At 69.9% G+C, this 19,169-nt stretch carries 20 protein-coding genes and 3 tRNA genes; 3 read left to right on the top strand and 20 right to left on the bottom strand.

The features are described from left to right. Positions 1-572: 572 nt before the first annotated feature. From AC31A1_RS25570 to AC31A1_RS25540, 7 genes are all read right to left on the bottom strand, one after another. Positions 573-2,054, bottom strand: a complete 1,482-nt coding sequence (locus AC31A1_RS25570) for a DHA2 family efflux MFS transporter permease subunit (protein WP_489655563.1) — start codon at positions 2,052-2,054, stop codon at positions 573-575. A gap of 93 nt (positions 2,055-2,147) precedes the next feature. Further along, on the bottom strand, positions 2,148-2,720 hold the full coding sequence (locus tag AC31A1_RS25565) for a TetR/AcrR family transcriptional regulator (RefSeq protein ID WP_489655562.1): 573 nt from the start codon (positions 2,718-2,720) through the stop codon (positions 2,148-2,150). 238 nt (positions 2,721-2,958) lie between these two features. Beyond that, positions 2,959-3,387 carry a MaoC family dehydratase gene (locus AC31A1_RS25560; RefSeq protein WP_266860859.1) on the bottom strand — a complete coding sequence of 143 codons (429 nt, stop codon included), beginning with the start codon at positions 3,385-3,387 and terminating at the stop codon, positions 2,959-2,961. Between the two features lies 1 nt (position 3,388). After that, the gene (locus AC31A1_RS25555) at positions 3,389-3,841 is read right to left on the bottom strand and encodes an FAS1-like dehydratase domain-containing protein (RefSeq protein WP_489655561.1); all 453 of its coding nucleotides are present in this window, start codon (positions 3,839-3,841) and stop codon (positions 3,389-3,391) included. Between the two features lie 94 nt (positions 3,842-3,935). After that, positions 3,936-4,100 carry a 50S ribosomal protein L33 gene (gene rpmG / locus AC31A1_RS25550; RefSeq protein ID WP_003948671.1) on the bottom strand — a complete coding sequence of 55 codons (165 nt, stop codon included), beginning with the start codon at positions 4,098-4,100 and terminating at the stop codon, positions 3,936-3,938. An 88-nt stretch (positions 4,101-4,188) separates the two neighbouring features. Further along, positions 4,189-4,261, bottom strand: a tRNA-Met gene (locus tag AC31A1_RS25545). A 46-nt stretch (positions 4,262-4,307) separates the two neighbouring features. After that, positions 4,308-4,380: transfer RNA gene (locus tag AC31A1_RS25540), tRNA-Thr, on the bottom strand. Positions 4,381-4,649: 269 nt separating this feature from the next. Here AC31A1_RS25540 and AC31A1_RS25535 point away from each other — a divergent pair. Both AC31A1_RS25535 and AC31A1_RS25530 read left to right on the top strand, forming a co-directional pair. Continuing rightward, complete coding sequence (locus tag AC31A1_RS25535) at positions 4,650-5,927, top strand: amidohydrolase family protein (RefSeq protein WP_489655560.1); 1,278 nt, start codon at positions 4,650-4,652, stop codon at positions 5,925-5,927. A gap of 143 nt (positions 5,928-6,070) precedes the next feature. Continuing rightward, the gene (locus AC31A1_RS25530) at positions 6,071-6,727 is read left to right on the top strand and encodes an SDR family oxidoreductase (protein ID WP_489655559.1); all 657 of its coding nucleotides are present in this window, start codon (positions 6,071-6,073) and stop codon (positions 6,725-6,727) included. 45 nt (positions 6,728-6,772) lie between these two features. On the opposite strand, the gene AC31A1_RS25525 is transcribed toward AC31A1_RS25530, so the two are convergent. The 3 genes from AC31A1_RS25525 to AC31A1_RS25515 form a co-directional block, all read right to left on the bottom strand. Continuing rightward, on the bottom strand, positions 6,773-6,985 hold the full coding sequence (locus AC31A1_RS25525) for a hypothetical protein (protein ID WP_033282563.1): 213 nt from the start codon (positions 6,983-6,985) through the stop codon (positions 6,773-6,775). A 47-nt stretch (positions 6,986-7,032) separates the two neighbouring features. Then, positions 7,033-7,845, bottom strand: a complete 813-nt coding sequence (locus AC31A1_RS25520) for a polysaccharide lyase family 7 protein (RefSeq protein ID WP_489655558.1) — start codon at positions 7,843-7,845, stop codon at positions 7,033-7,035. 274 nt (positions 7,846-8,119) lie between these two features. Beyond that, positions 8,120-8,201 (bottom strand) — tRNA-Tyr (locus tag AC31A1_RS25515). Positions 8,202-8,435: 234 nt separating this feature from the next. Here AC31A1_RS25515 and AC31A1_RS25510 point away from each other — a divergent pair. Further along, the gene (locus tag AC31A1_RS25510) at positions 8,436-8,924 is read left to right on the top strand and encodes a YajQ family cyclic di-GMP-binding protein (protein WP_043682730.1); all 489 of its coding nucleotides are present in this window, start codon (positions 8,436-8,438) and stop codon (positions 8,922-8,924) included. Positions 8,925-9,022: 98 nt separating this feature from the next. Here AC31A1_RS25510 and AC31A1_RS25505 read toward each other — a convergent pair whose 3' ends face one another. The 10 genes from AC31A1_RS25505 to AC31A1_RS25460 form a co-directional block, all read right to left on the bottom strand. Continuing rightward, positions 9,023-9,289 (bottom strand): GlsB/YeaQ/YmgE family stress response membrane protein, encoded by a 267-nt coding sequence (locus tag AC31A1_RS25505; RefSeq protein WP_019061143.1) that lies wholly within the window; start codon positions 9,287-9,289, stop codon positions 9,023-9,025. A 180-nt stretch (positions 9,290-9,469) separates the two neighbouring features. Then, complete coding sequence (locus AC31A1_RS25500; RefSeq protein ID WP_489655557.1) at positions 9,470-10,039, bottom strand: SMI1/KNR4 family protein; 570 nt, start codon at positions 10,037-10,039, stop codon at positions 9,470-9,472. Positions 10,040-10,153: 114 nt separating this feature from the next. Continuing rightward, positions 10,154-11,311 carry a barstar family protein gene (locus tag AC31A1_RS25495; RefSeq protein ID WP_489655556.1) on the bottom strand — a complete coding sequence of 386 codons (1,158 nt, stop codon included), beginning with the start codon at positions 11,309-11,311 and terminating at the stop codon, positions 10,154-10,156. Positions 11,312-11,323: 12 nt separating this feature from the next. Then, entirely contained in the window at positions 11,324-11,716 is a 393-nt protein-coding gene (locus AC31A1_RS25490) for a YccF domain-containing protein (RefSeq protein ID WP_489655555.1), read from the bottom strand. Then, the gene (gene htpX, locus AC31A1_RS25485; RefSeq protein ID WP_489655554.1) at positions 11,713-12,576 is read right to left on the bottom strand and encodes a zinc metalloprotease HtpX; all 864 of its coding nucleotides are present in this window, start codon (positions 12,574-12,576) and stop codon (positions 11,713-11,715) included. Before htpX ends, AC31A1_RS25490 begins: the two co-directional genes overlap by 4 nt. Before the next feature lie 189 nt (positions 12,577-12,765). Beyond that, the gene (locus tag AC31A1_RS25480; RefSeq protein ID WP_489655553.1) at positions 12,766-14,289 is read right to left on the bottom strand and encodes an NADH-quinone oxidoreductase subunit N; all 1,524 of its coding nucleotides are present in this window, start codon (positions 14,287-14,289) and stop codon (positions 12,766-12,768) included. Then, complete coding sequence (locus AC31A1_RS25475; RefSeq protein ID WP_489655552.1) at positions 14,286-15,860, bottom strand: complex I subunit 4 family protein; 1,575 nt, start codon at positions 15,858-15,860, stop codon at positions 14,286-14,288. The genes AC31A1_RS25480 and AC31A1_RS25475 overlap by 4 nt, the downstream gene beginning before the upstream one ends. 6 nt (positions 15,861-15,866) lie before the next feature. Beyond that, complete coding sequence (locus tag AC31A1_RS25470) at positions 15,867-17,861, bottom strand: NADH-quinone oxidoreductase subunit 5 family protein (RefSeq protein ID WP_489655551.1); 1,995 nt, start codon at positions 17,859-17,861, stop codon at positions 15,867-15,869. After that, entirely contained in the window at positions 17,858-18,298 is a 441-nt protein-coding gene (nuoK, locus tag AC31A1_RS25465; RefSeq protein ID WP_489655550.1) for an NADH-quinone oxidoreductase subunit NuoK, read from the bottom strand. The genes AC31A1_RS25470 and nuoK overlap by 4 nt, the downstream gene beginning before the upstream one ends. Beyond that, positions 18,298-19,134 carry an NADH-quinone oxidoreductase subunit J family protein gene (locus tag AC31A1_RS25460; protein ID WP_489655549.1) on the bottom strand — a complete coding sequence of 279 codons (837 nt, stop codon included), beginning with the start codon at positions 19,132-19,134 and terminating at the stop codon, positions 18,298-18,300. The genes nuoK and AC31A1_RS25460 overlap by 1 nt, the downstream gene beginning before the upstream one ends. Positions 19,135-19,169 lie beyond the last annotated feature (35 nt).

Raw genomic sequence — 19,169 nt, 5'->3', positions numbered from 1 at the left:
GGATGGAGCCGAGCGTCCGGTGAGGGCGGTGTGGGGCGGGCGTCCGGCGCCGATGGGACGCGGGATACGCGTCCGACGCGAGGCACTCATCCAGTACACGGCGCGTTCAGTGCAGGGCGCGCCAGACGCGAGTACGGAGACCCCACCCGGCACAAGGCACACGCCTCAGCACGAGGCCAGTGTCCGGCTCGGGGCGCCTCATTCGGCGAGCAGGCGTCCAGCAGCGCGTGCGTCGCATCCGACGCGAACCCGCCCCCACATCTACCTGGGCCACACACCCCCGCGTAGCCAACGCCCTGGCCACCACCGACTTGACGCCCGCGGTGAAGCCGAACGCACACACCCGTAGAACCTCACCACCGAAACCGGACGCACACACACGTGGAGCCCCACCCCCGATCCCAAGCCCACGCGCGCGTGAAGCTCCCCCGGTGACAGCAGACGCCGACCCGTGCAAGGTCCCACCGACGAACCCGCCCGCCAACGCAAAGCCCCACCAACAAAGCCGCACGCACGCGTGAAGCCCCGCCGGCAACGGCAGGGCCCCACGCGTGCGTGCACAGGTGTCCCGGTCAGCGACCGGCGTTCTCCAGTACCGAGTCGGGCTCGGAAGACCCCGCCGACTCCATGCTCCCCGCCGACTCGGCGGACACGGACGTCGCCGCGAGCTCCGCCGCCCGCCGCCGCGTCGGGATCAGCAGCGTCGCGACTCCCGCGAGGGCGACCACGGCCGCCCCGGTGACCAGCGCGGGCTTCAGGCCGTCGACGAAGGTCTGTGCGGTCTGGTAGCCGCCCTGGGCCGAGAAGATGGACGCCATGATCGCGATGCCGAGAGCGCCGCCGACCTCACGGAGGGCGTTGTTGGCGCCGGAGGCGATGCCCTGTTCCTGGGGGCGGACGCTGGACATGACCAGGTTGGAGGCCGGTGCGAAGAACAGCGCCATGCCGATGCCGCTGAGGATCAGGCCGGGCAGCTGGGCGCCGTAGGAGACGTCGGTGGTGACTACGTAGGACATGTAGCCGAGACCGGCCGCCTGGAGGAAGAGGCCCGCGGCGACGACCGGGCGGCCGCCGATCCGGTCGGAGAGGATGCCGGCGATGGGGGCGACGAGCATCGGCATACCGGTCCAGGGGAGCATCCGCAGGCCCGCCTCGGTGGGCGAGTAGCCGAGGACGCCCTGCATGTACTGGCTGAGCAGGAAGATCGACCCGAACATCCCGAGGAACATCAACAGGCTCGCGGCGTTGATCCCGGAGAAGGCGCGGGAGCGGAACAGCCGCATCGGGAGCATGGGGTTCTTGGCGTTGACGCTGTAGATGATGAAACCGGCGAACAGCGCGCTCCCCGCGAACAGTCCGGTGAGGACGAGCGAGCTGGTCCAGCCGTCGGCGGGCCCGCGGACCAGGCCGTAGACGATCCCGAAGAGGCCGCCGCTGGCGAGCAGGGTGCCGGGAAAGTCGAGCGGGGCACCGGTGCCGTACGACTCGGAGAGGCGCAGGCGGGCGAGCGGGATCAGGGCCAGGCCGAGCGGAACGTTCAGCCAGAAGATCCAGTGCCAGGAGATGTGCTCGGTGAGGCTGCCGCCGATGAGGGGTCCTGAGGCGACGGCGAGTCCGTTGACCGCGCCCCATATGCCGTACGCCATCCCGCGCTTGGCCACCGGTACGGCCGCCGTCAGCAGGGTCAGTGTCAGCGGCATCATGATCGCCGCGCCCACGCCCTGGACCGCGCGGGCCGCGATGAGGGACTCGATGCCGGGTGCCATGGCCGCGGCGGCGGAGGCGACGGTGAAGACGGTGATGCCGACAAGGAAGAGCCGGCGGCGCCCGAACCGGTCGCCGAGCGCCGCGCCGAACATCAGCAGGACGGCGAAGGTGAGCGTGTAGGCGCTCACCGTCCATTCCAGGTCGCCCAGGGCGCCCCCGAGGTCCTTGCGGATGGACGGCAGGGCGGTGGTGACGACGAGGTTGTCCAGGGCCGCCATGAATCCGGCGACGCTGGTGATGACGAGGGCCCAGACCATTCCCCCGCGACGTGCGGTTGGCTCTGACATCGCTCCCCCAAAGGGTGCTCGTACCGATGATTAGTTATTGATTACTAACTTTTCCGGGCAGGAAAAGGCGCAGAATCCGCCCCTTGCCCGCCACTAAGACTTCTCCAGCCGACCGGTGACCCGGGCCTCCGGGTACAGCCCTTCCCAGACCCGGTGCTCGGGCGGAAAACCCATGGCCGCCAGGGTGTTGATCAGCATTCCGTACGCCATGAAGGTCGTCGTGTCGTTGACGTCCGCCCCCAGCGGCAGATGCACGATCTCCCAGAGCTTCATCCAGCCGTTCCGCACGATCTCGCCGAACTCGTGATCACCCTCCGCCTCGGCGGCGGCCACGGTGATGTACGTCTGCATCTGCATCTGGAGCTTCTCGGGGTACTCCGTGATGAGCCGCACATAGGCGTTGGCCATGGCATGCAGGGCTTCCTCGCCCTCCACCCCCTTGGCCGCCTCCTCGACGGCCTGACACACATCCTCCACGCACCGCAGCGAGGCGGCGGCGAAGATCGCCTTCTTACCCGGGAAGAGCCGGAAGAGATACGGCTGCGAGACCCCGACCCGCTTGGCGATCGCCTCGGTGGAGGTCCCGTAGTACCCCCGCTGCGCGAACTCGGTGATCGCCGCGCGGACGACGCTCTCGCGCCTCTCTTCTGCGCTCATCCTGACCATGCGAGAAAGTTAGTACTCAATCACTAACTACGTCAAGGGGTGGTCCCAGCGGGGTTCCGGGACGAGAACCGGGACGGGAAGGGGGGCGGGGGACGGGCCGCAGGGATCGCTCCATGTGGGGCACGGCACATGGGTAGGCCGGCTCCGGGCCCGCCGGTGTCACCGCCAGTCACCAAGTCGGCCCAGGCCGACCTACAGGTAAGGGGCGTCCGCCATTGCGGACGCCCCTTACCTCAGCTCACGCCAGTCGTACGACCGCCCGTGACATCCCGAGCACCTTCTGCCCGGCGCTCATCGCCACCAGGTCCACGCGGACCGTGTTGTCGTCGAGCTTGGCGGCGACCTTCGCGCTGACCTCGACGGTCGCGCCCTGGTCGTCGTTCGGGACGACGACGGGCTTGGTGAAGCGGACGCCGTACTCGGCGACCGCGCCCGGGTCGCCGGTCCAGTCGGTGACCACGCGGATCGCCTCGGCCATGGTGAACATGCCGTGCGCGATGACGTCCGGGAGTCCGACCTCCTTGGCGAACTTCTCGTTCCAGTGGATCGGGTTGAAGTCCCCGGAGGCGCCCGCGTACTGGACGAGGGCGGCGCGGGTCACGGGGAAGGTCTGGGCCGGCAGCTCGGTGCCGACCTCGACGTCGTCGTAGGCGATCTTCGCCGTCATGTCAGTTCTCCTCCGCCGCGCGGGCCACGAGCTTGGTCCAGGCGGTCACGACGTGCTCGCCGACCTCGTCGTGGACCTCGCCGCGGATGTCCAGGATGTCGTTGCCCGCGATCGACTTGATCGCCTCGATCGTGGAGGTGACCGTCAGGCGGTCGCCGGCGCGCACGGGGCGGACGTAGACGAACTTCTGGTCGCCGTGCACGACCCGGCTGTAGTCGAGGCCGAGCTGCGGGTCCTGGACTACCTGTCCGGCCGCCTTGAACGTGATGGAGAAGACGAAGGTCGGCGGGGCGATCACATCGGGGTGACCGAGCGCCTTGGCGGCCTCAGGGTCCGTGTACGCCGGGTTGGCGTCGCCCACCGCCTCCGCGAACTCACGGATCTTCTCCCGGCCCACCTCGTAGGGGTCGGTGGGCGGGTAGGTCCGCCCCACGAAGGACTGGTCGAGCGCCATGGCCCGGTACCTCCTGATGTTCCTGCTGCTGTGTGGGGAACGACGCGAGGCCGCCCCCAGACTTCGGGGACGGCCTCGTGTACGAGCCTGATTCTTATCGCGTTTCGCGGTGCGCGGTGTGCGCATTGCAACGCGGGCAGTGCTTCTTCATCTCCAGTCGGTCCGGGTTGTTACGCCGGTTCTTCTTGGTGATGTAGTTCCGCTCCTTGCACTCCACGCAGGCCAGCGTGATCTTCGGGCGGACGTCGGTGGCAGCCACAGGAGTGCTCCTTGACGAACGGATGGGACTATGAACGCATAACAGAGTAGCCGATCGAAGGACCGACCCCGCAATCGGCTACTGTCAGTAGCGGTGACCGGACTTGAACCGGTGACACAGCGATTATGAGCCGCTTGCTCTACCGACTGAGCTACACCGCTGTGATGCGATCAGCCCCCGTCTCGCGACGGGAACCTTTCACACCAGAGCCCCAATACGGAATCGAACCGTAGACCTTCTCCTTACCATGGAGACGCTCTACCGACTGAGCTATTGGGGCGAGCGATGAAGACATTACACGCTCGGCGACCGTTCGCCCAAATCCGTTTCGCGGCACCGCTCCAGCACCTTCCAAGGCCCTCCCAGAGGCCTCAAGGGCCCCTCCCGTATGGGGGACCACACCGGTACGACTATTGCGCTCCTCCCGGTCGTGAGCGGATCACCGCCCTAGGCTCGACTCACTCTGCGTGATCTTGCGCCCCTTTGCGCAGTCCCCAGTCCTGAGCCCCGAAGCCCCGAGCCCGCGAAGCCCTGAGCCCCTGGAGCGCGATGCCCGACAGTCAGCCCCAGCCGTCCCACTCGTCGTCTGGTCCGTCGGGTTCCTCAGGCTCGTCGGGACCGGTCGACCCGGCCGCGCTCCTGCTGTGCGGGGCCCGGCTGACCGACGGCCGGACCGTGGACGTACGGCTGGGCGGCGGGCGCATCGAGGCGGTCGGCACGGCCGGCAGCCTGGCGACGGACGCCACGCGCGCGTGCGGCGCGCGCGTGGACCTCAGCGGCTATCTCCTCCTCCCGGCCCCCGCCGAGCCGCACACGCACAGTGACACCGCCCTCTCGGCCGAGAACGGCGGACCCGTCTCCTACGACCCCCAGGACGTCCAGCGCCGCGCCACGGAGGCCGCGCTGCTGCAACTCGGGCACGGGGCGACGGCGCAGCGGGCACACGTGCGCGTGGGGGACGTTCAGGGGCTGGGCGCGCTGGCCGCCGTACTGCGGGCGCGGCGGGCGCTGCGGGGGCTGGCGGAGCTGACGGCGGTGGCCATGCCCCGGCTGCTGACCGGGGTGGCGGGGGCGGACGGGCTCGCGATGCTGCGGGACGCGGTGAAAATGGGTGCCTCCGTAGTGGGCGGTTGTCCAGATGTGGACCCCGATCCAACGGGCTATGTGGAGGCGGTCCTGGAGGTCGCGTCCGAGCACGGCTGCCCGGTCGACCTGCACACGGACGCCGCCGACCCGACCCGCCTGGCCCGGCTGGCGGCGGTCGCGGGCGGGATGCGCCCCGGGGTGACGCTCGGCCCGTGCGGCGGCCTGGGGCGGCTGCCGGCGGAGACGGTCACGCGGATCGCGGACCAACTGGCCGCGGCCGGCGTGACGGTGGTCTGCCTGCCACAGGGCGGCTGCGGCGGCGTCGACCGCCGGGGCACTGCTCCCGTACGACTGCTGCGCACGGCCGGCGTCCAGGTCGCGGCGGGCAGCGGCGCCCTGCGGGACGTGTCCAACCCGGTGGGCCGCGGGGACCCCTTGGAGGCGGCCTACCTGCTGGCCTCGCGCCACGGGATGCGGCCCGAGGACGCCTACGAGACGGTGAGTTCCTCGGCACGCGCGGCACTCGGCCTGCCCGAGGTGCGGGTCGAGGCGGGATTTCCGGCCGAACTGCTCGCGGTGCGCGGCGACCGGCTCGCGGGCGCGCTGTCGCTGGCGTACAGCCGGATCGTGGTGCACCGGGGGCGCGTGGTGGCACGGACGAGCGCGGTGCGGGAGTACTGCAACACGGCGGCGGGCTCGGAGTTGGGGCTGCCCCGGCAGGGGCGGGGCGAGTTGTCGTGAGCCGCTGTCGCTGCGCCAGGGCGTACGCCTGAGGCGCCACGGCTCGGGTCCGCGCGCCGGGCGCGTCCAGCGCGGGTGTGCGCCGCTGGGACGCAGCTTAAGTCATGCGGCGCGTGCGGCCGTCCGGGCGTACGGTCGAAGGCATGCGCATTGTCATCGCTGGAGGTCATGGTCAGATCGCGCTGCGGCTGGAGCGCCTGCTCGCCGCGCGCGGTGAAGAGGTCGCGGGCATCATCCGCAACGCCGAACAGAGCGACGATCTACGGGCGGCCGGCGCCGAACCGCTGCTGCTCGACCTGGAGTCGGCCTCGGTCGAGGAGGTCGCGGCGCAGCTGCGGGGCGCGGACGCGGCGGTCTTCGCGGCGGGCGCGGGCCCGGGCAGCGGCACGGCCCGCAAGGACACGGTGGACCGGGGTTCGGCGGTGCTGTTCGCCGACGCGGCGGTCCTGGCGGGCGTACGGCGCCATGTCGTCGTGTCCTCGATGGGCGCGGATCCGACACACTCCGGGGACGGCGTCTTCGACGTGTATCTGCGGGCCAAGGGCGAAGCCGACGCGTACGTACGCGGCCTGGACGCGCTGGACTGGACGATCCTGCGCCCCGGTTCCCTCACGAACGACGCCGGCACCGGTCTGGTCCGGCTGGAGGCGCACACCGGTCTCGGCTCGATCCCGCGCGACGATGTGGCCGCCGTACTCGCGGAGTTGGTGGATACGCCGGCGACGGCCGGCCTGACGCTGGAGTTGATCGGTGGATCCGCGCCGGTGTCGGTGGCGGTGAAGTCGGTGGCGGGGAACTGAGGATCTGAGCAATGTGGAGTTCCCCGCCGGGCGGTGGCCCGCCGCCTAGAAGAGCGGCATCTGTCCGGGGAACTCCGGGACCACGTACCCGTCCAACGCGGGCTGGGCCGCCCCGAGTTCCGCCTGGCGGCGGGACCCGGGGCAGGACACGAGGTCGCCGGTCTCCCGCGCGCCGGGCGGGTCGTGCCGCGCGAACCGGCCGGCCACGACGGCGATTTCACGACGGCACTCGGGGCAGCTTCTGCGGCGTGACGACATGGGATCAGTCTGCCCCGCCGCAGGCCGAGTCGGCTGCTGAGGCTCGCTCAGCTGTGGGCGACGGTGAGGCCGTAGAAGGCGACGCGGGCACCCTTGGTGGTGCTGTCGGAGGACGACTGGTTGTACGAACCGGCCTTGAAGTACTGCTTGTAGGCGTTGAACGACGACGGGATGGCGTAGTGCGTGGTGCTCCCGTTGACCGTCAGGTTGATGGTGTTTCCGCCCGAGACGCCGATCGTGTAGCTCCACGTCTTGCCGACCGACACGTTGCCCACGGTGTGCAGGGTCTGGCCGCCGGAGGGGGAGTTCTCGGTGCCGAGGACGATGTCGCCGCTCGACCGGTAGTACAGCTCCAGCAGCGGCTTGGTGGAGGTGCCGCCGGTGCCGAGGTGGATCTGGCCGACGCAGACGTTCGACGTGACGGAGACGACTCGTAGCGTCGCCTTCATCGTGTGGGTGCCGCTGAGCGACCAGTCGGCGGCGCTGCCGCTGCGGTTCATCTCCCGCAGTTCGGAGCGGGCGTAGTTCGAGTTGGGGGTGGTGACGCCCTTCTCCGGCGCCCAGAAGGTCATCGCGCCGTCGCGGGTGTCCGTGTAGAAGTACGAGTCCTGGAAGCCGTTGGCCCCCTGGAGCCGGGACGACGAGATCGTCGTGGGCGAGCCGGGGGAACCGATCGGCTCCTGGAGCTGCCAGACCGACAGGTCGAAGTTCCCGCCGGGCGCGACGGAGGGGTCCGCCAGGGGTGCGGCGACGACGCCGGCGGCGCCGGTACTGCCCGACGCCGTGGGGGCCGTGAGGGCGAGGCCGCCGGTGACGGCGACGACGGTGGCCAGGGAGGTGAGCAGCGTACGCATGCGCATGGGGGGTGCCTTCCTGTCTGCTCTGTGGACTCGGTTGGCGGAGCGCATGTTCATGTGTGTGAACTTTGTGTTTCAACATGAACACGGTGCCGCGACAGTAGGGCTGTGGCACGGGCACGTCAAGGTTGGCGGCAGGGCGAAGGGGGCCGCGGGGATGCCTCTGGGACGTCCCGGAAAGCCTCGGGACGTCCTCGGGAAGTCCTGGAGAAGTCCTGGGAACGACGAAAGGGTCTGTGATCAGCATTGATGCTGATCACAGACCCTTTCGATCATGTGGCGGCGCCAGGGTTCGAACCTGGGTAGGCTAAGCCGGCAGATTTACAGTCTGCTCCCTTTGGCCACTCGGGCACACCGCCGGGGATGCTGCCCCTCGAACCGCTTTTCGGCGGTGCTCCGTGGCAACGACGTAAACGATACCCGATGCCCAGGGGTGCTTCGCCACCCGATTGACCGGCGCTCGGAGGGGAGGGGGTGGCTAGGCTTATGCGGATGCGGCCCGGGGCCTACACCGGGCTCGGCGGCTGCCCCGACGCACGCCGATACGCAGTGACACGCATCGATACGCACCCCGATACAAGGAGCCACAGGACATGGCCGACTCCAGTTTCGACATCGTCTCGAAGGTCGAGCGGCAGGAGGTCGACAACGCCCTCAACCAGGCCGCCAAGGAGATCTCCCAGCGCTACGACTTCAAGGGCGTGGGTGCCTCGATCTCATGGTCGGCCGAGAAGATCCTCATGGAGGCGAACTCCGAGGAGCGGGTCAAGGCGATCCTCGACGTCTTCCAGTCCAAGCTGATCAAGCGCGGCATCTCGCTGAAGGCGCTGGACGCCGGTGAGCCGCAGCTCTCCGGCAAGGAGTACAAGATCTTCGCGTCGATCGAGGAGGGCATCTCCCAGGACAACGCGAAGAAGGTGGCGAAGATCATTCGTGACGAGGGTCCCAAGGGCGTGAAGGCCCAGGTGCAGGGCGACGAGCTGCGGGTCAGCTCGAAGAGCCGCGACGACCTCCAGGCCGTGCAGGCCCTGCTCAAGGGCAAGGACTTCGACTTCGCGCTGCAGTTCGTGAACTACCGGTAGAACAGTGCCTCGCGCGTCCGCCGCGCGCCGGTACGAGGAAGGGTGGGCATCCGTCGATGCCCACCCTTCTCGCCTGCCGGCTGCGGCACGGGGACGCGCTAGTTGCGCGAGTTGCCGAACAGGATGCGGTAGGCGATCAGGAGGACGAGCGCGCCACCTATCGCCGAGGCCCAAGTGGCGCCGTCGTAGAAGTTCTTGGCGACCGGGTGGTCCAGCCAGCGGGCCGAGATCCAGCCGCCGATGAACGCGCCCGCGACGCCGATGATGGTCGTACCGATGAAGCCGCCCGGGTCGCGGCCCGGCAGCAGGAATTTGGCGATGGCTCCGGCCAACAGTCCCAGGATGATCCAGCTGATGATGCCCATGCCGTGAACCTGCCCTCTCACGCTGTGCTTGCACTGATCCGGAGCTGTGAATTCCGCCCGGACAGGCTGTGTTCGTAGGTCCTTGCGCACGGCCTGTCGCTGCATGTTCCGCCGTGTCGATGAACAGGACGTCACGGATGCGTGTGGTGGTTGCAGGCATCGGTGGCCTGCGACGACCGCTCAGGATGCCTGTGCCGTCGTGCGGATGCGGGAGTCGGTCCACGGCGCCGGTTCGGCGCCGCCCTCGTGGTCCTCGTACCAACCCGTGCCATCGAGCCAGGAGCGCGGCCAGTCGGCGAGGCTGGGCGCGTCGACGTACCACGCGTGGTCGACCTCGTCGGCGTTCGGCTCGTAGAGGAGGACCGTGGGCTGTGGGGATCGGCAGTCCACGCACGCGTACATCACGCGGCCCCAGTGGGATATCGGCAGGACGCCCTCGGGCCATGGCCAGTCGGGGTCCTTGTGTCCGCTCGCGCGGTTGGCGAGGTACTGCGTGACGGCGGCGGGCTCGCCGACCGGTGGGTTGTCGAGGAAGGGCAACAGGCCGTACTCCGGGCCGAATCCGCCGTCTCCTATGCCTGTGTAGAGCGCGGCGGCGAGCAGCGGGGGCAGGCGGAAGCCCAGGGCGGCCTCGGCGCGGGTCACCGTGGCCTCGTCCACGGGCGCGGGGAGTGAAGTCCAGCCCGACGGGCGGGTGTTGCGGGCCTCGGCGACCACCCGTGTCAGCAGGTGCTGCTCGTTCTCGGTCATGGCTTCATGGTGCCGCGCGCCACTGACAATCGGGCCGGCCTGTGGACAACCCGACGGTTGTGGAAAACCGCTGGTCGTACGCCCCGGCTGCGGGCGTGGTGCGGTGACGAACGGTCAGGACAGGCGGACGTCGACATGCCGTTCGGCGAGGAAGGCGAGCAGTTCCTCGAACGTCGGCTGGCGCCGGCCGGTGTGCGGGACGACGTCGAGGCAGGCGCGCGCTACGGCGGCGTCGTGCCAGACGAGGGTGAAAGGCGGGGTGGCTCCCCAACTGCCGCGCAGGCAGTCGTTCAGAGCGTCCAGGCCCCGACCGAAGTATCCGGCGGGGCCGTTCACCGCCTCGCCCAGGGCGCAGAAGAAGCCGGGTACGTCGGTGATGTGGTTGCCGTCGAGGTGGTACGTGGTGCCCGGCGGACGGTCCGACGTGCCGTGGGTGTGGTTGGCCAGGGCCGTGTCGAGCCAGGATCGGCGGCCTGCGGTGTCGCAACCGGCCCAGCGGTTGGGCTCGGAGAGGCGGCCCTCGCCCCACAGGTCCCACACCTCCCGGGCCGCGAGCGGTGGGCGTTCTGACCATGGGTCGAGGGTGAGGTCGACCAGGCCCGGGCCGCGCGCGGACGGGATCCAGGCCCGTAACTCGCCCTCGGCGGCGGGCTGCACGGGCCGACCGGACGAGTCGACGCGCACCACCTTGACGTGGCCCAGGTCCTCCTCCCCGCCGTCCAGTGCCGCCCGCAGCGCACCGCGCGGGGTACAGCCCAACAGGCGCAGGGGAGGCTCCAGTTGTTCGGGCCGGTCCTCCTGGACCTGGGCCAAGTCCCGGCAGCCGCCCCATGGCTGGCCGTCCGCGCCCAGTACCCGGTAGCCCGGGGACAGGGGCGGGCGCTGCGGATAGTCGTAGAGGTTGTCGTCGGACTGCCTGCCCTCGACGGTGACATCCCTCAGCGACAGGTCACGCGCGCAGGGACGGTCGCCTACGACGCGTACGTCCTCCAGCCGCCACTCGCCCTCTCCCCCGCCGGTCCTGTCGAGGGTCTCCAGGGTGAGCGGGCCGAGCGGTGCCGAACCGTCGGCACGCGCGCGTGCGAGGGCTGTTCGCAGGTCGCCCTCGGGTGCGCAGCCGAGCAGTTCGTACGTCACGCACGTGGGTGGGGGTGGGTCGGCGAAGAGGTCGGCGGCGTCCTCGCACAGGGCCCAGGTCTCCTCGTAGCCGTGCTCGCCGGTGCACTCGGCACCTTCGTCGTACGACAGCAGGACGTACTTGGGCGTCCCCACCGCTGCCCGCCGTCAGCGGGTGGCGAACGGCTGGTCCGTGGGCACGATTTCGCGGCCCAGGGGGAATAGCGAGACCGGGATCAGCTTGAAGTTGGCGATGCCGAACGGGATGCCGATGATCGTGATGCACATGGCGATGCCGGTGACGATGTGCGCGAGGGCCAGCCACCAGCCCGCGAGGATCAGCCACAGGACGTTGCCGACGCAGGAGGGGGCGCCCGCGTCCCGGCGCTCGACCGTCGTGTACCCGAAGGGCCACAGGGCGTAGACGCCGATACGGAAGGCGGCGATACCGAACGGGATGCCGATGATCGTGATGCACAGCAGCGCGCCGGCGAGCACGTACCCGAGGAACAGCCAGAAGCCGCTCAGGACGAGCCAAATGACGTTCAGGATGGTTTTCACTGAGGGCGACCTGCCATCTTTTCGAGCCGGGCGATCCGCTCCGCCATCGGCGGATGCGTCGAGAACATCTTGGAGAGTCCCTGGCCCGGGCGGAAGGGGTTCGCGATCATCATGTGGCTCGCGGTCTCGATGCGGCGCTCCGGGGGCAGCGGAAGCTGCTTGGTGCCGGCGTCGAGCTTGCGCAGCGCGCTCGCGAGGGCGAGGGGGTCTCCGGTGAGCTGGGCACCGGACGCGTCCGCCTCGTACTCCCTGGAGCGGCTGATGGCCAACTGGATGAGGCTGGCCGCGAGGGGTCCCAGGATCATGATCAGGAGCATGCCCAGGATGCCGGGGCCGTCGTCGTCGTTCGAACGGCCGATCGGGATCAGCCAGGCGAAGTTGACCAGGAACATGATCACCGAGGCGAGGGCGCCGGCGACCGACGAGATCAGGATGTCGCGGTTGTAGACATGGCTGAGTTCGTGGCCGATGACTCCGCGCAGTTCGCGCTCGTCCAGGATGCGCAGGATGCCCTCGGTGCAGCACACGGCGGCGTTGCGCGGGTTGCGGCCCGTCGCGAAGGCGTTGGGGGCCTCCGTGGGCGAGATGTACAGGCGCGGCATCGGCTGGCGGGCCTGAGTGGAGAGGTCGCGGACCATCCGGTACAGGGCCGGGGCCTCGAACTCGCTCACCGGGCGGGCGCGCATCGCGCGTAGCGCCAGTCTGTCGCTGTTCCAGTACGCGTACGCGTTCGTGCCCAGCGCGATCACGACCGCTACGACGAGGCCCGTGCGGCCGAAGAAGCTGCCGATGACGATGATGAGTGCGGACAGTCCCCCGAGGAGAACTGCGGTCCTGAGCCCGTTGTGCCGGCGGTGCACGGTACGCCCTCCAAATCGTGCAGCAGGGGAACCCTTTGCTTGCTGATCTCTGATGCCACCGGTGTCGTGGTGTCACGTCCAGTGGACCCTCCCGTACTGGTCAACGCCAGGCGGGGGGCTCTAGTTCCCTTGTGCGTACGACGCCGGGGGTGGGCCGTCCGGGTGAGGACGGTGGTATGTGCCGGTGGCTCAGAAGAGTCCGGTGCCTGCGAAGCGCAGGACCAGTTGGGGTGCTCCGGAGAGGGCGATTCCGAGGGCGCCGGTGAGGGCGAGCGCGGCGGTGAGGGGCGCGGGAACGCGGTGCTTGCCGTGCTCGCCCACCGGGGCGCGGAACAGCAGGGCCGTCCACTGAAGGTAGTAGAAGAGCGCGATCACCACGTTGACGGCCATGACGACGGCCAGCCAGCCCAGGCCCGCGTCGACGGCCGCCGAGAAGACGGTCACCTTGGCGAAGAGCCCGATGACACCCGGCGGCAGTCCGGCGAGGCACAGCAGGAAGAAGGCCAGGAGCAGGGCTGCCAGTGGGTTCGACGCGTACAGGCCGCGGTAGTCGCTGATGCGGTTGAGGGCTCTGCTACGGCCCACCAGGGCGGCCACCGCGAAGGCGCCGAGGTTCACTGCCGCGTACATGAGGGCGTAGGCGACGGTGGAGCCGATCGACTTCTGGGCGTCCTTGGAGTACGCGGCGGCGGCGATCGGCACCAGGAGGTAGCCGGCCTGGCCGACGGAGGACCAGGCGAGCAGCCGTACCGCGCTGTACGCGCGCGTGGCCTGTTGGCGCAGGGCGCCCAGGTTGCCGACCGTCATCGTGAGGGCGGCCAGTGCGGCGAGCGCGGGGCCCCACACGTCGGCGTACGACGGGAAGGCGACGACGGTGACGAGGATCAGGCCGGAGAAGCCGACCGCCTTGCCGACGACCGACAAGTAGGCGGCGATCGGGAGGGGCGCTCCTACGTAGGTGTCGGGTACCCAGAAGTGGAAGGGGACGGCTGCCGTCTTGAAGGCGAAGCCGATGAGGGTGAGGGCGACGCCGGTCTGGGCGAGGGTGTGGAACTGGCCGTCGACGTGCTGGATGCGGTCGGCGATCCGGGTGAGGTACAGGGTGCCCGTGGTGGCGTACACGAAGCTGACGCCCATCAGGCTGACCGCGGTCGCGGTGACCGAGGACAGGAAGAACTTGAGGGCCGCTTCGGCGGACTTCCTGTCACCGTGCCGGATGCCGACGAGGGCGAAGGCGGGCAGGGAGGCGACCTCCAGGGCGACGATCAGGGTCGCGAGGTCGCGGGAGGCGGGCAGGAGGGCGGCGCCCGCGGCGGAGGACAGGAGCAGGAACCAGTACTCCCCTTCGGGGAGTCCCTTGGCGGCGTCCTTCAGGGTGGTGATCGACAGGAGGGCCGCCAGGAGGGCGCCGCCGAGGACCAGGAACTGGATGACCAGGGTGAAGCGGTCCGCCGTATAGCTGCAGGCGGTCGCGTCGCCGGTGAGGCAGAAGGTGGCGCGGTCGCCGTCCAGGAGGGGCAGCAGCATCAGAGCCGAGGCGGCCAGGCCGGCGACCGACACCCAGCCCAGGAGCGCTTTTCTGGCCTCCTGGAGGAACAGGTCGGCGACGAGGACCACCAGGCCGACGACCGCCGTGATGGTGGGCGGTGCGATCGCGAGCCAGTCGACGGACTGGACCATCGACTCCGCGAGAGGCTGGGCCAGGGCGCTCATCGGGTGCCTCCTGCGAGGAGCTGCTGCACGGCCGGGTCGGTCAGGCCGAGGAGTGCCTTCGGCCACAGGCCGGCGGCGACGGTGAGGGCGACGAGCGGGGTCCAGGCCGCGAACTCGTACGTCTGGACGTCGGCGAGCTTCGGTGCTTCCTGCGCGACGGTGCCCATGCAGACGCGGCGGACCACCGCGAGCATGTAGGCCGCGGTCAGCAGGGTGCCGAAGGCCGCAATCGCCATGAAGGTGAGGAACGCGGGCCGGCTGAGGTCGGCGGCGGGCTCGAACGCGCCGAACAACGCGAGCATCTCGCCCCAGAAACCGGCGAGTCCGGGCAGTCCGAGCGAGGCGACGGCGGCGAACGCGAGCAGGCCGCCGAGGCGCGGGGCCTTGCCATAGAGGGCTGCGCCGGTCTCCTCGGCGAGGGTGTCGAGGTCGGTGGTGCCCGTGCGGTCCTTGAGGGCGCCGACGAGGAAGAACAGGAGGCCGGTGATGAGGCCGTGGGCGATGTTGGCGAACAGCGCGCCGTTCACGCCGGTCGGGGTCATCGTCGAGATGCCGAGCAGGACGAAGCCCATGTGGCCGACGGAGGAGTACGCGATGAGGCGCTTGAGGTCGCCCTTCGCGCCCTGTCTGGCGAGGGCGAGGCAGGCCAGGGAGCCGTAGATGATCCCGACGACGGCGAAGGCGGCGAGGTAGGGCGCGAAGGTGTGCATGCCGTCGGGGGCGATCGGCAGCAGGATGCGGACGAACCCGTACGTGCCCATCTTGAGCAGCACGCCGGCCAGCAGGACCGAGCCGACGGTCGGGGCGGCGGTGTGGGCGTCGGGCAGCCAGCTGTGCAGGGGCCACATCGGGGTCTTGACCGCGAGCCCGATCCCGATCGCCAGAACGGCGATGACCTGCACGGATGTGGTCAGCGACCGGCCGTTGTCAGTGGCGAGTGCCACCATGTCGAATGTGCCCGCCTTGATTCCGATCAGGAGCAGGCCGAGCAGCATGACGACGGAGCCGAGCAGTGTGAAGAGGATGAACTTCCAGGCGGCCTGGGTCCGTTGGGCACCGCCCCAGCGGGCGATGAGGAAGTACATCGGGATGAGGACGGTTTCGAAGGCGAGGAAGAAGAGGATCAGGTCGAGGACGGCGAAGGTGGCGAGGGTGCCGGACTCCAGGACGAGCAGCAGGGCGACGAAGGCCTTCGGGGACGGGCCCGCAGGCATCTTGAAGTAGGAGTAGAGCGCGCACAGGAAGGTCAGCAGCGCGGTCAGGACCAGGAGGGGGAGGGAGATGCCGTCGATGCCGAGGTGGATGCGCACGTCGAGTGCGGGGATCCAGCTGATGTCGGTCGTGGCCTGCATCTTCGACGGATGGTCGTGGTCGAAGCCGAGCGCGAGGACGATCGCGGCGATGAGGATCACGCCGGTCACGGTGACGCCGTGCCGTAGTACGGCCTGTTCGGGCGACTTCCCCTTCAGCCCGGGCGGGGCTGGCAGCAGAGCGGTGACGGCGCCGAGGAGCGGCCCGACGACGATGAACGCCAGAAGGACCTGCATCACGGACTCGTTGATATCGATCACGCCTGCTCACGCTCCCGTGGCGACGAGGAGGACGGCGACCGTCAGGACGACGGTGCCGGCGAGCAGCGCGCTCACATAGGTCTGTGTATTGCCGGTCTGGGCGCGCCGTACGGCGGCGCCGAGCAGACGGGGCAGGGTGCCCGCGCCGCGTACGTAGGTGTCGACGACCTCGCGGTCGAGGAACCGGACGAGACTCGCCGCGGCCATCACCGGGCGGACGAACAAGGCCGCGTACACGGCGTCCAGGTGGAAGCCGGTGGCCGCGTGGCGGTGCAGCGGGCCGAGTAGCAGCCGGCCCGGGTCCGCCGGGTCGGGTGCCGAGGCCACGTCTCCGTAGGCGGGCGTGTGGCTCGCGATGGCCTCCGCCTCGACGAGTCCGGCGTCGCCCTCCGGGTGGGCCGCGACCGCACCCAGCGGTGCGCGGGCCGCGCGTGCGGTGGTGTGCCGCCAGGCGCCGTAGGTGACGATGCCGCCGACGAGGGCGACGCCCGTACCGAGGACGGACGTGGTGAGTGTCGGGGTCAGGTCGCGGCCGTCGAACCAGTCGGGGAGCACGCGGTAGGCGAGTCCGCCGAGGGCGAGGGACGGGACGGCGAGCACCCACAGCACGGCGTTCATCGCCACGGGCTGCCTGCCGTGGTCGGGGGCTTCGACTCCCCGGCCGTGGAAGGCGAGCAGCCAAAGGCGCGTCGCGTACGCGGCGGTGAGCAGGGCCGTGAGCAGGCCGGCAGCGAGGACGATCCAGCCCGCGACGCCGGGGATGTGCGCGGTGTCTCCGGTGGCCGCGTGTTCGGCGGCGCCGAGGACGGACTCCTTGGAGAAGAAGCCGCTGAAGGGCGGGATCGCGGCGAGCGCGAGGAGCGCCACGGTCATCGTCCAGAAGGCGTCGGGGACGCGGGCGCGCAGGTTGCCCATGCGGGACATGGCGGCCAGCGAGTTGGTGCCGGAGGCGTGGATGATCACGCCGGCCGCGAGGAAGAGCAGCGCCTTGAAGGCGCCGTGGGACAGGAGGTGGAAGACGGCGGCACCGCGGTCGCCGACGGCGAGGGCGCCGGTCATATAGCCGAGTTGACCGATCGTCGAGTAGGCGAGGACGCGTTTGATGTCGTCCTGGGCGAGCGCGGCGAGACCCGACCCGGCCATAGTCACCGCGGCCATGACGGCGAGGACGACCATCGCGGCCGAGGAGGCCTCGAAGACCGGGAGGAGACGGGCGACGAAGTAGACACCGGCGGCGACCATCGTCGCGGCGTGGATCAGCGCGGAGACGGGGGTCGGGCCGGCCATCGCGTCGGGGAGCCAGGTGTGCAGCGGGAACTGCGCCGACTTGCCCGCCACGCCGGCCAGGAGCAGCAGGGCGATCAGCGTCGGGTGGTGCAGCCCGCCGTTCACGACGGTGCTCAGGACCTTGGTGATGCGGAAGGACCCGGCGTCGGTGGCGAGCGCGAACAGGCCGATCAGGAAGGGGACATCGCCGAGCTTGGTGACGAGGAATGCCTTGATGGAGGCGGCGCGGGCCTCCGGGGTCTCCCAGTAGTGGCCGACGAGGAAGTAGGAGCAGATGCCCATGACTTCCCAGCCGACCAGCAGCACGATCAGGTCGCCGGAGTAGACGACGAGGAGCATCGCGGAGGTGAAGAGGGACACGAGGGCGGCGTACGAGGGATAGCGCGGGTCGTCGCGCAGGTAGCCCGTCGAGTAGATCTGCACACAGGTGGCGACGAAGGCGACCAGGACGGCGACGAGGGCGGCGAAGCCGTCGATGTGCAGGGCGAGTTCGACGGGGACCGCGCCGGTGGGCGTGAGTTCGGTGGCGGAGTCGATGGCCGCGTGGCCGCCCTGCCGTACGGCGACGATCGCGGCCAGCGCGAGCGCGGCGAGCGTCGGCAGGACGGCGAGCGGGCGGACGAACCCTGGGGCGGTGCGGCCCAGGAGCAGGCCGGCCGCTGAGCCCAGGAACGGAAGGAGGGGGACGAGGACGGCGAGGGTGGTCGTGGTCACGCGGTGGCCTCAGCCTTCTCGGCCGCGGGGGGCTCGGTGCCGTCGCTGTCTGAGCTGCCGGGGCCGGGCCCGCCGGTGCTGTCGGAGCCGCCGGATCCGTCGGGGCCGTCGGTTTCGTGGCCCTCGGCGGTATCGCGGAGTCTGTCGATGTCCGAGGTGCCGCGGCCCCGGTAGACGGCGAGGACGATCGCCAGGCCGATGCCGATCTCGGCGGCGGCGATGGCGATGGTGAACAGGGTCAGGGCCTGGCCGGAGTGCAGTTTCTCCTCGGCGGTCCTGCTGAGCCAGACGTCGAACGCGACCAGGTTCAGGTTGACGGCGTTGAGCATCAGCTCGACCGACATGAGGACGAGGATCGCGTTGCGGCGGGCGAGGACACCGTAGATGCCGGTGCAGAAGAGGAGGGCGGCGAGCACGGCGGGATAGACGAGGTGCATCAGCGGGCTCCCTTCTGCTCGGTGGGGTTGTTCTGCGCGGTCGTGTTGTTCTGCGCGGTCGTGTTGTTCTGCGCGGTTGCGTTGTTCTGCGCGGTCTGGTTCTGCTCAGTCGGGTCGTTCCGCTCAGTCCGGTTGTCCAGCGCGGTCGGATCGTTGCCTTGAGACCGGCTATTTCGCCTGAACGTGTGATTACGGGAATCCGGGATGAATGGGGAACTACCGGTCGCGCCCCGGGAGTTCACAGGGGGAGAGCTCAGCTCCGACTTCGTCTTGCGGGACAGGACGATCGCGCCGACCAGGGCCGCGAGGAGAAGGACGGAGAGGGCCTCGAAGGGGAGGACCCAGTTCTGGAACAGGCTCGCGCCGGTCACCGCGGTCGAGCCGGCGGCCGGACCGTCCAGGTCCATCCAGGTCGCGCGGAAGGCGTCGACGACGACCCAGACCAGGGCCGCCGCGGCGGCGACGGCCACGGCGAGGGCGGCCCAGCGGTTGCCGGAGTCGGCGTCCGGGGAGCGGCCGATGGGGGCCTTGGTGAGCATCAGACCGAAGAGAAGGAGGACGACGACGGAACCGACATAGATGAGGACCTGCACCCAGGCGATGAACTCGGCGGTGAGCAGGAGGTATTCGACGGCGAGACCCCCGAGGGTCACCACGAGCCACAGGGCGGCGTGCACCAACTGCTTGGTGGTGACGGTGACGAGAGCGGCGCCGAAGGTGACCAGTCCGACGAGGAGGAAGGCGATCTCGACGCCGGTCGGGGAGAGGAAGCCGTGGGTGTGGGGCGCGGCGAGGGGTGCCGTTGCGGTCACGGCGACGGTTGCGGCGAGGGTCACGACTGGCCCTCCGGCGGCTCGGCGGGGTCGGGCTG

The sequence above is a fragment of the Streptomyces sp. P5F9 genome (assembly GCF_057961495.1).
The sequence above is the reverse complement of the archived record's forward strand: the minus strand, read 5'-3'. Positions and strand labels throughout refer to the sequence as shown.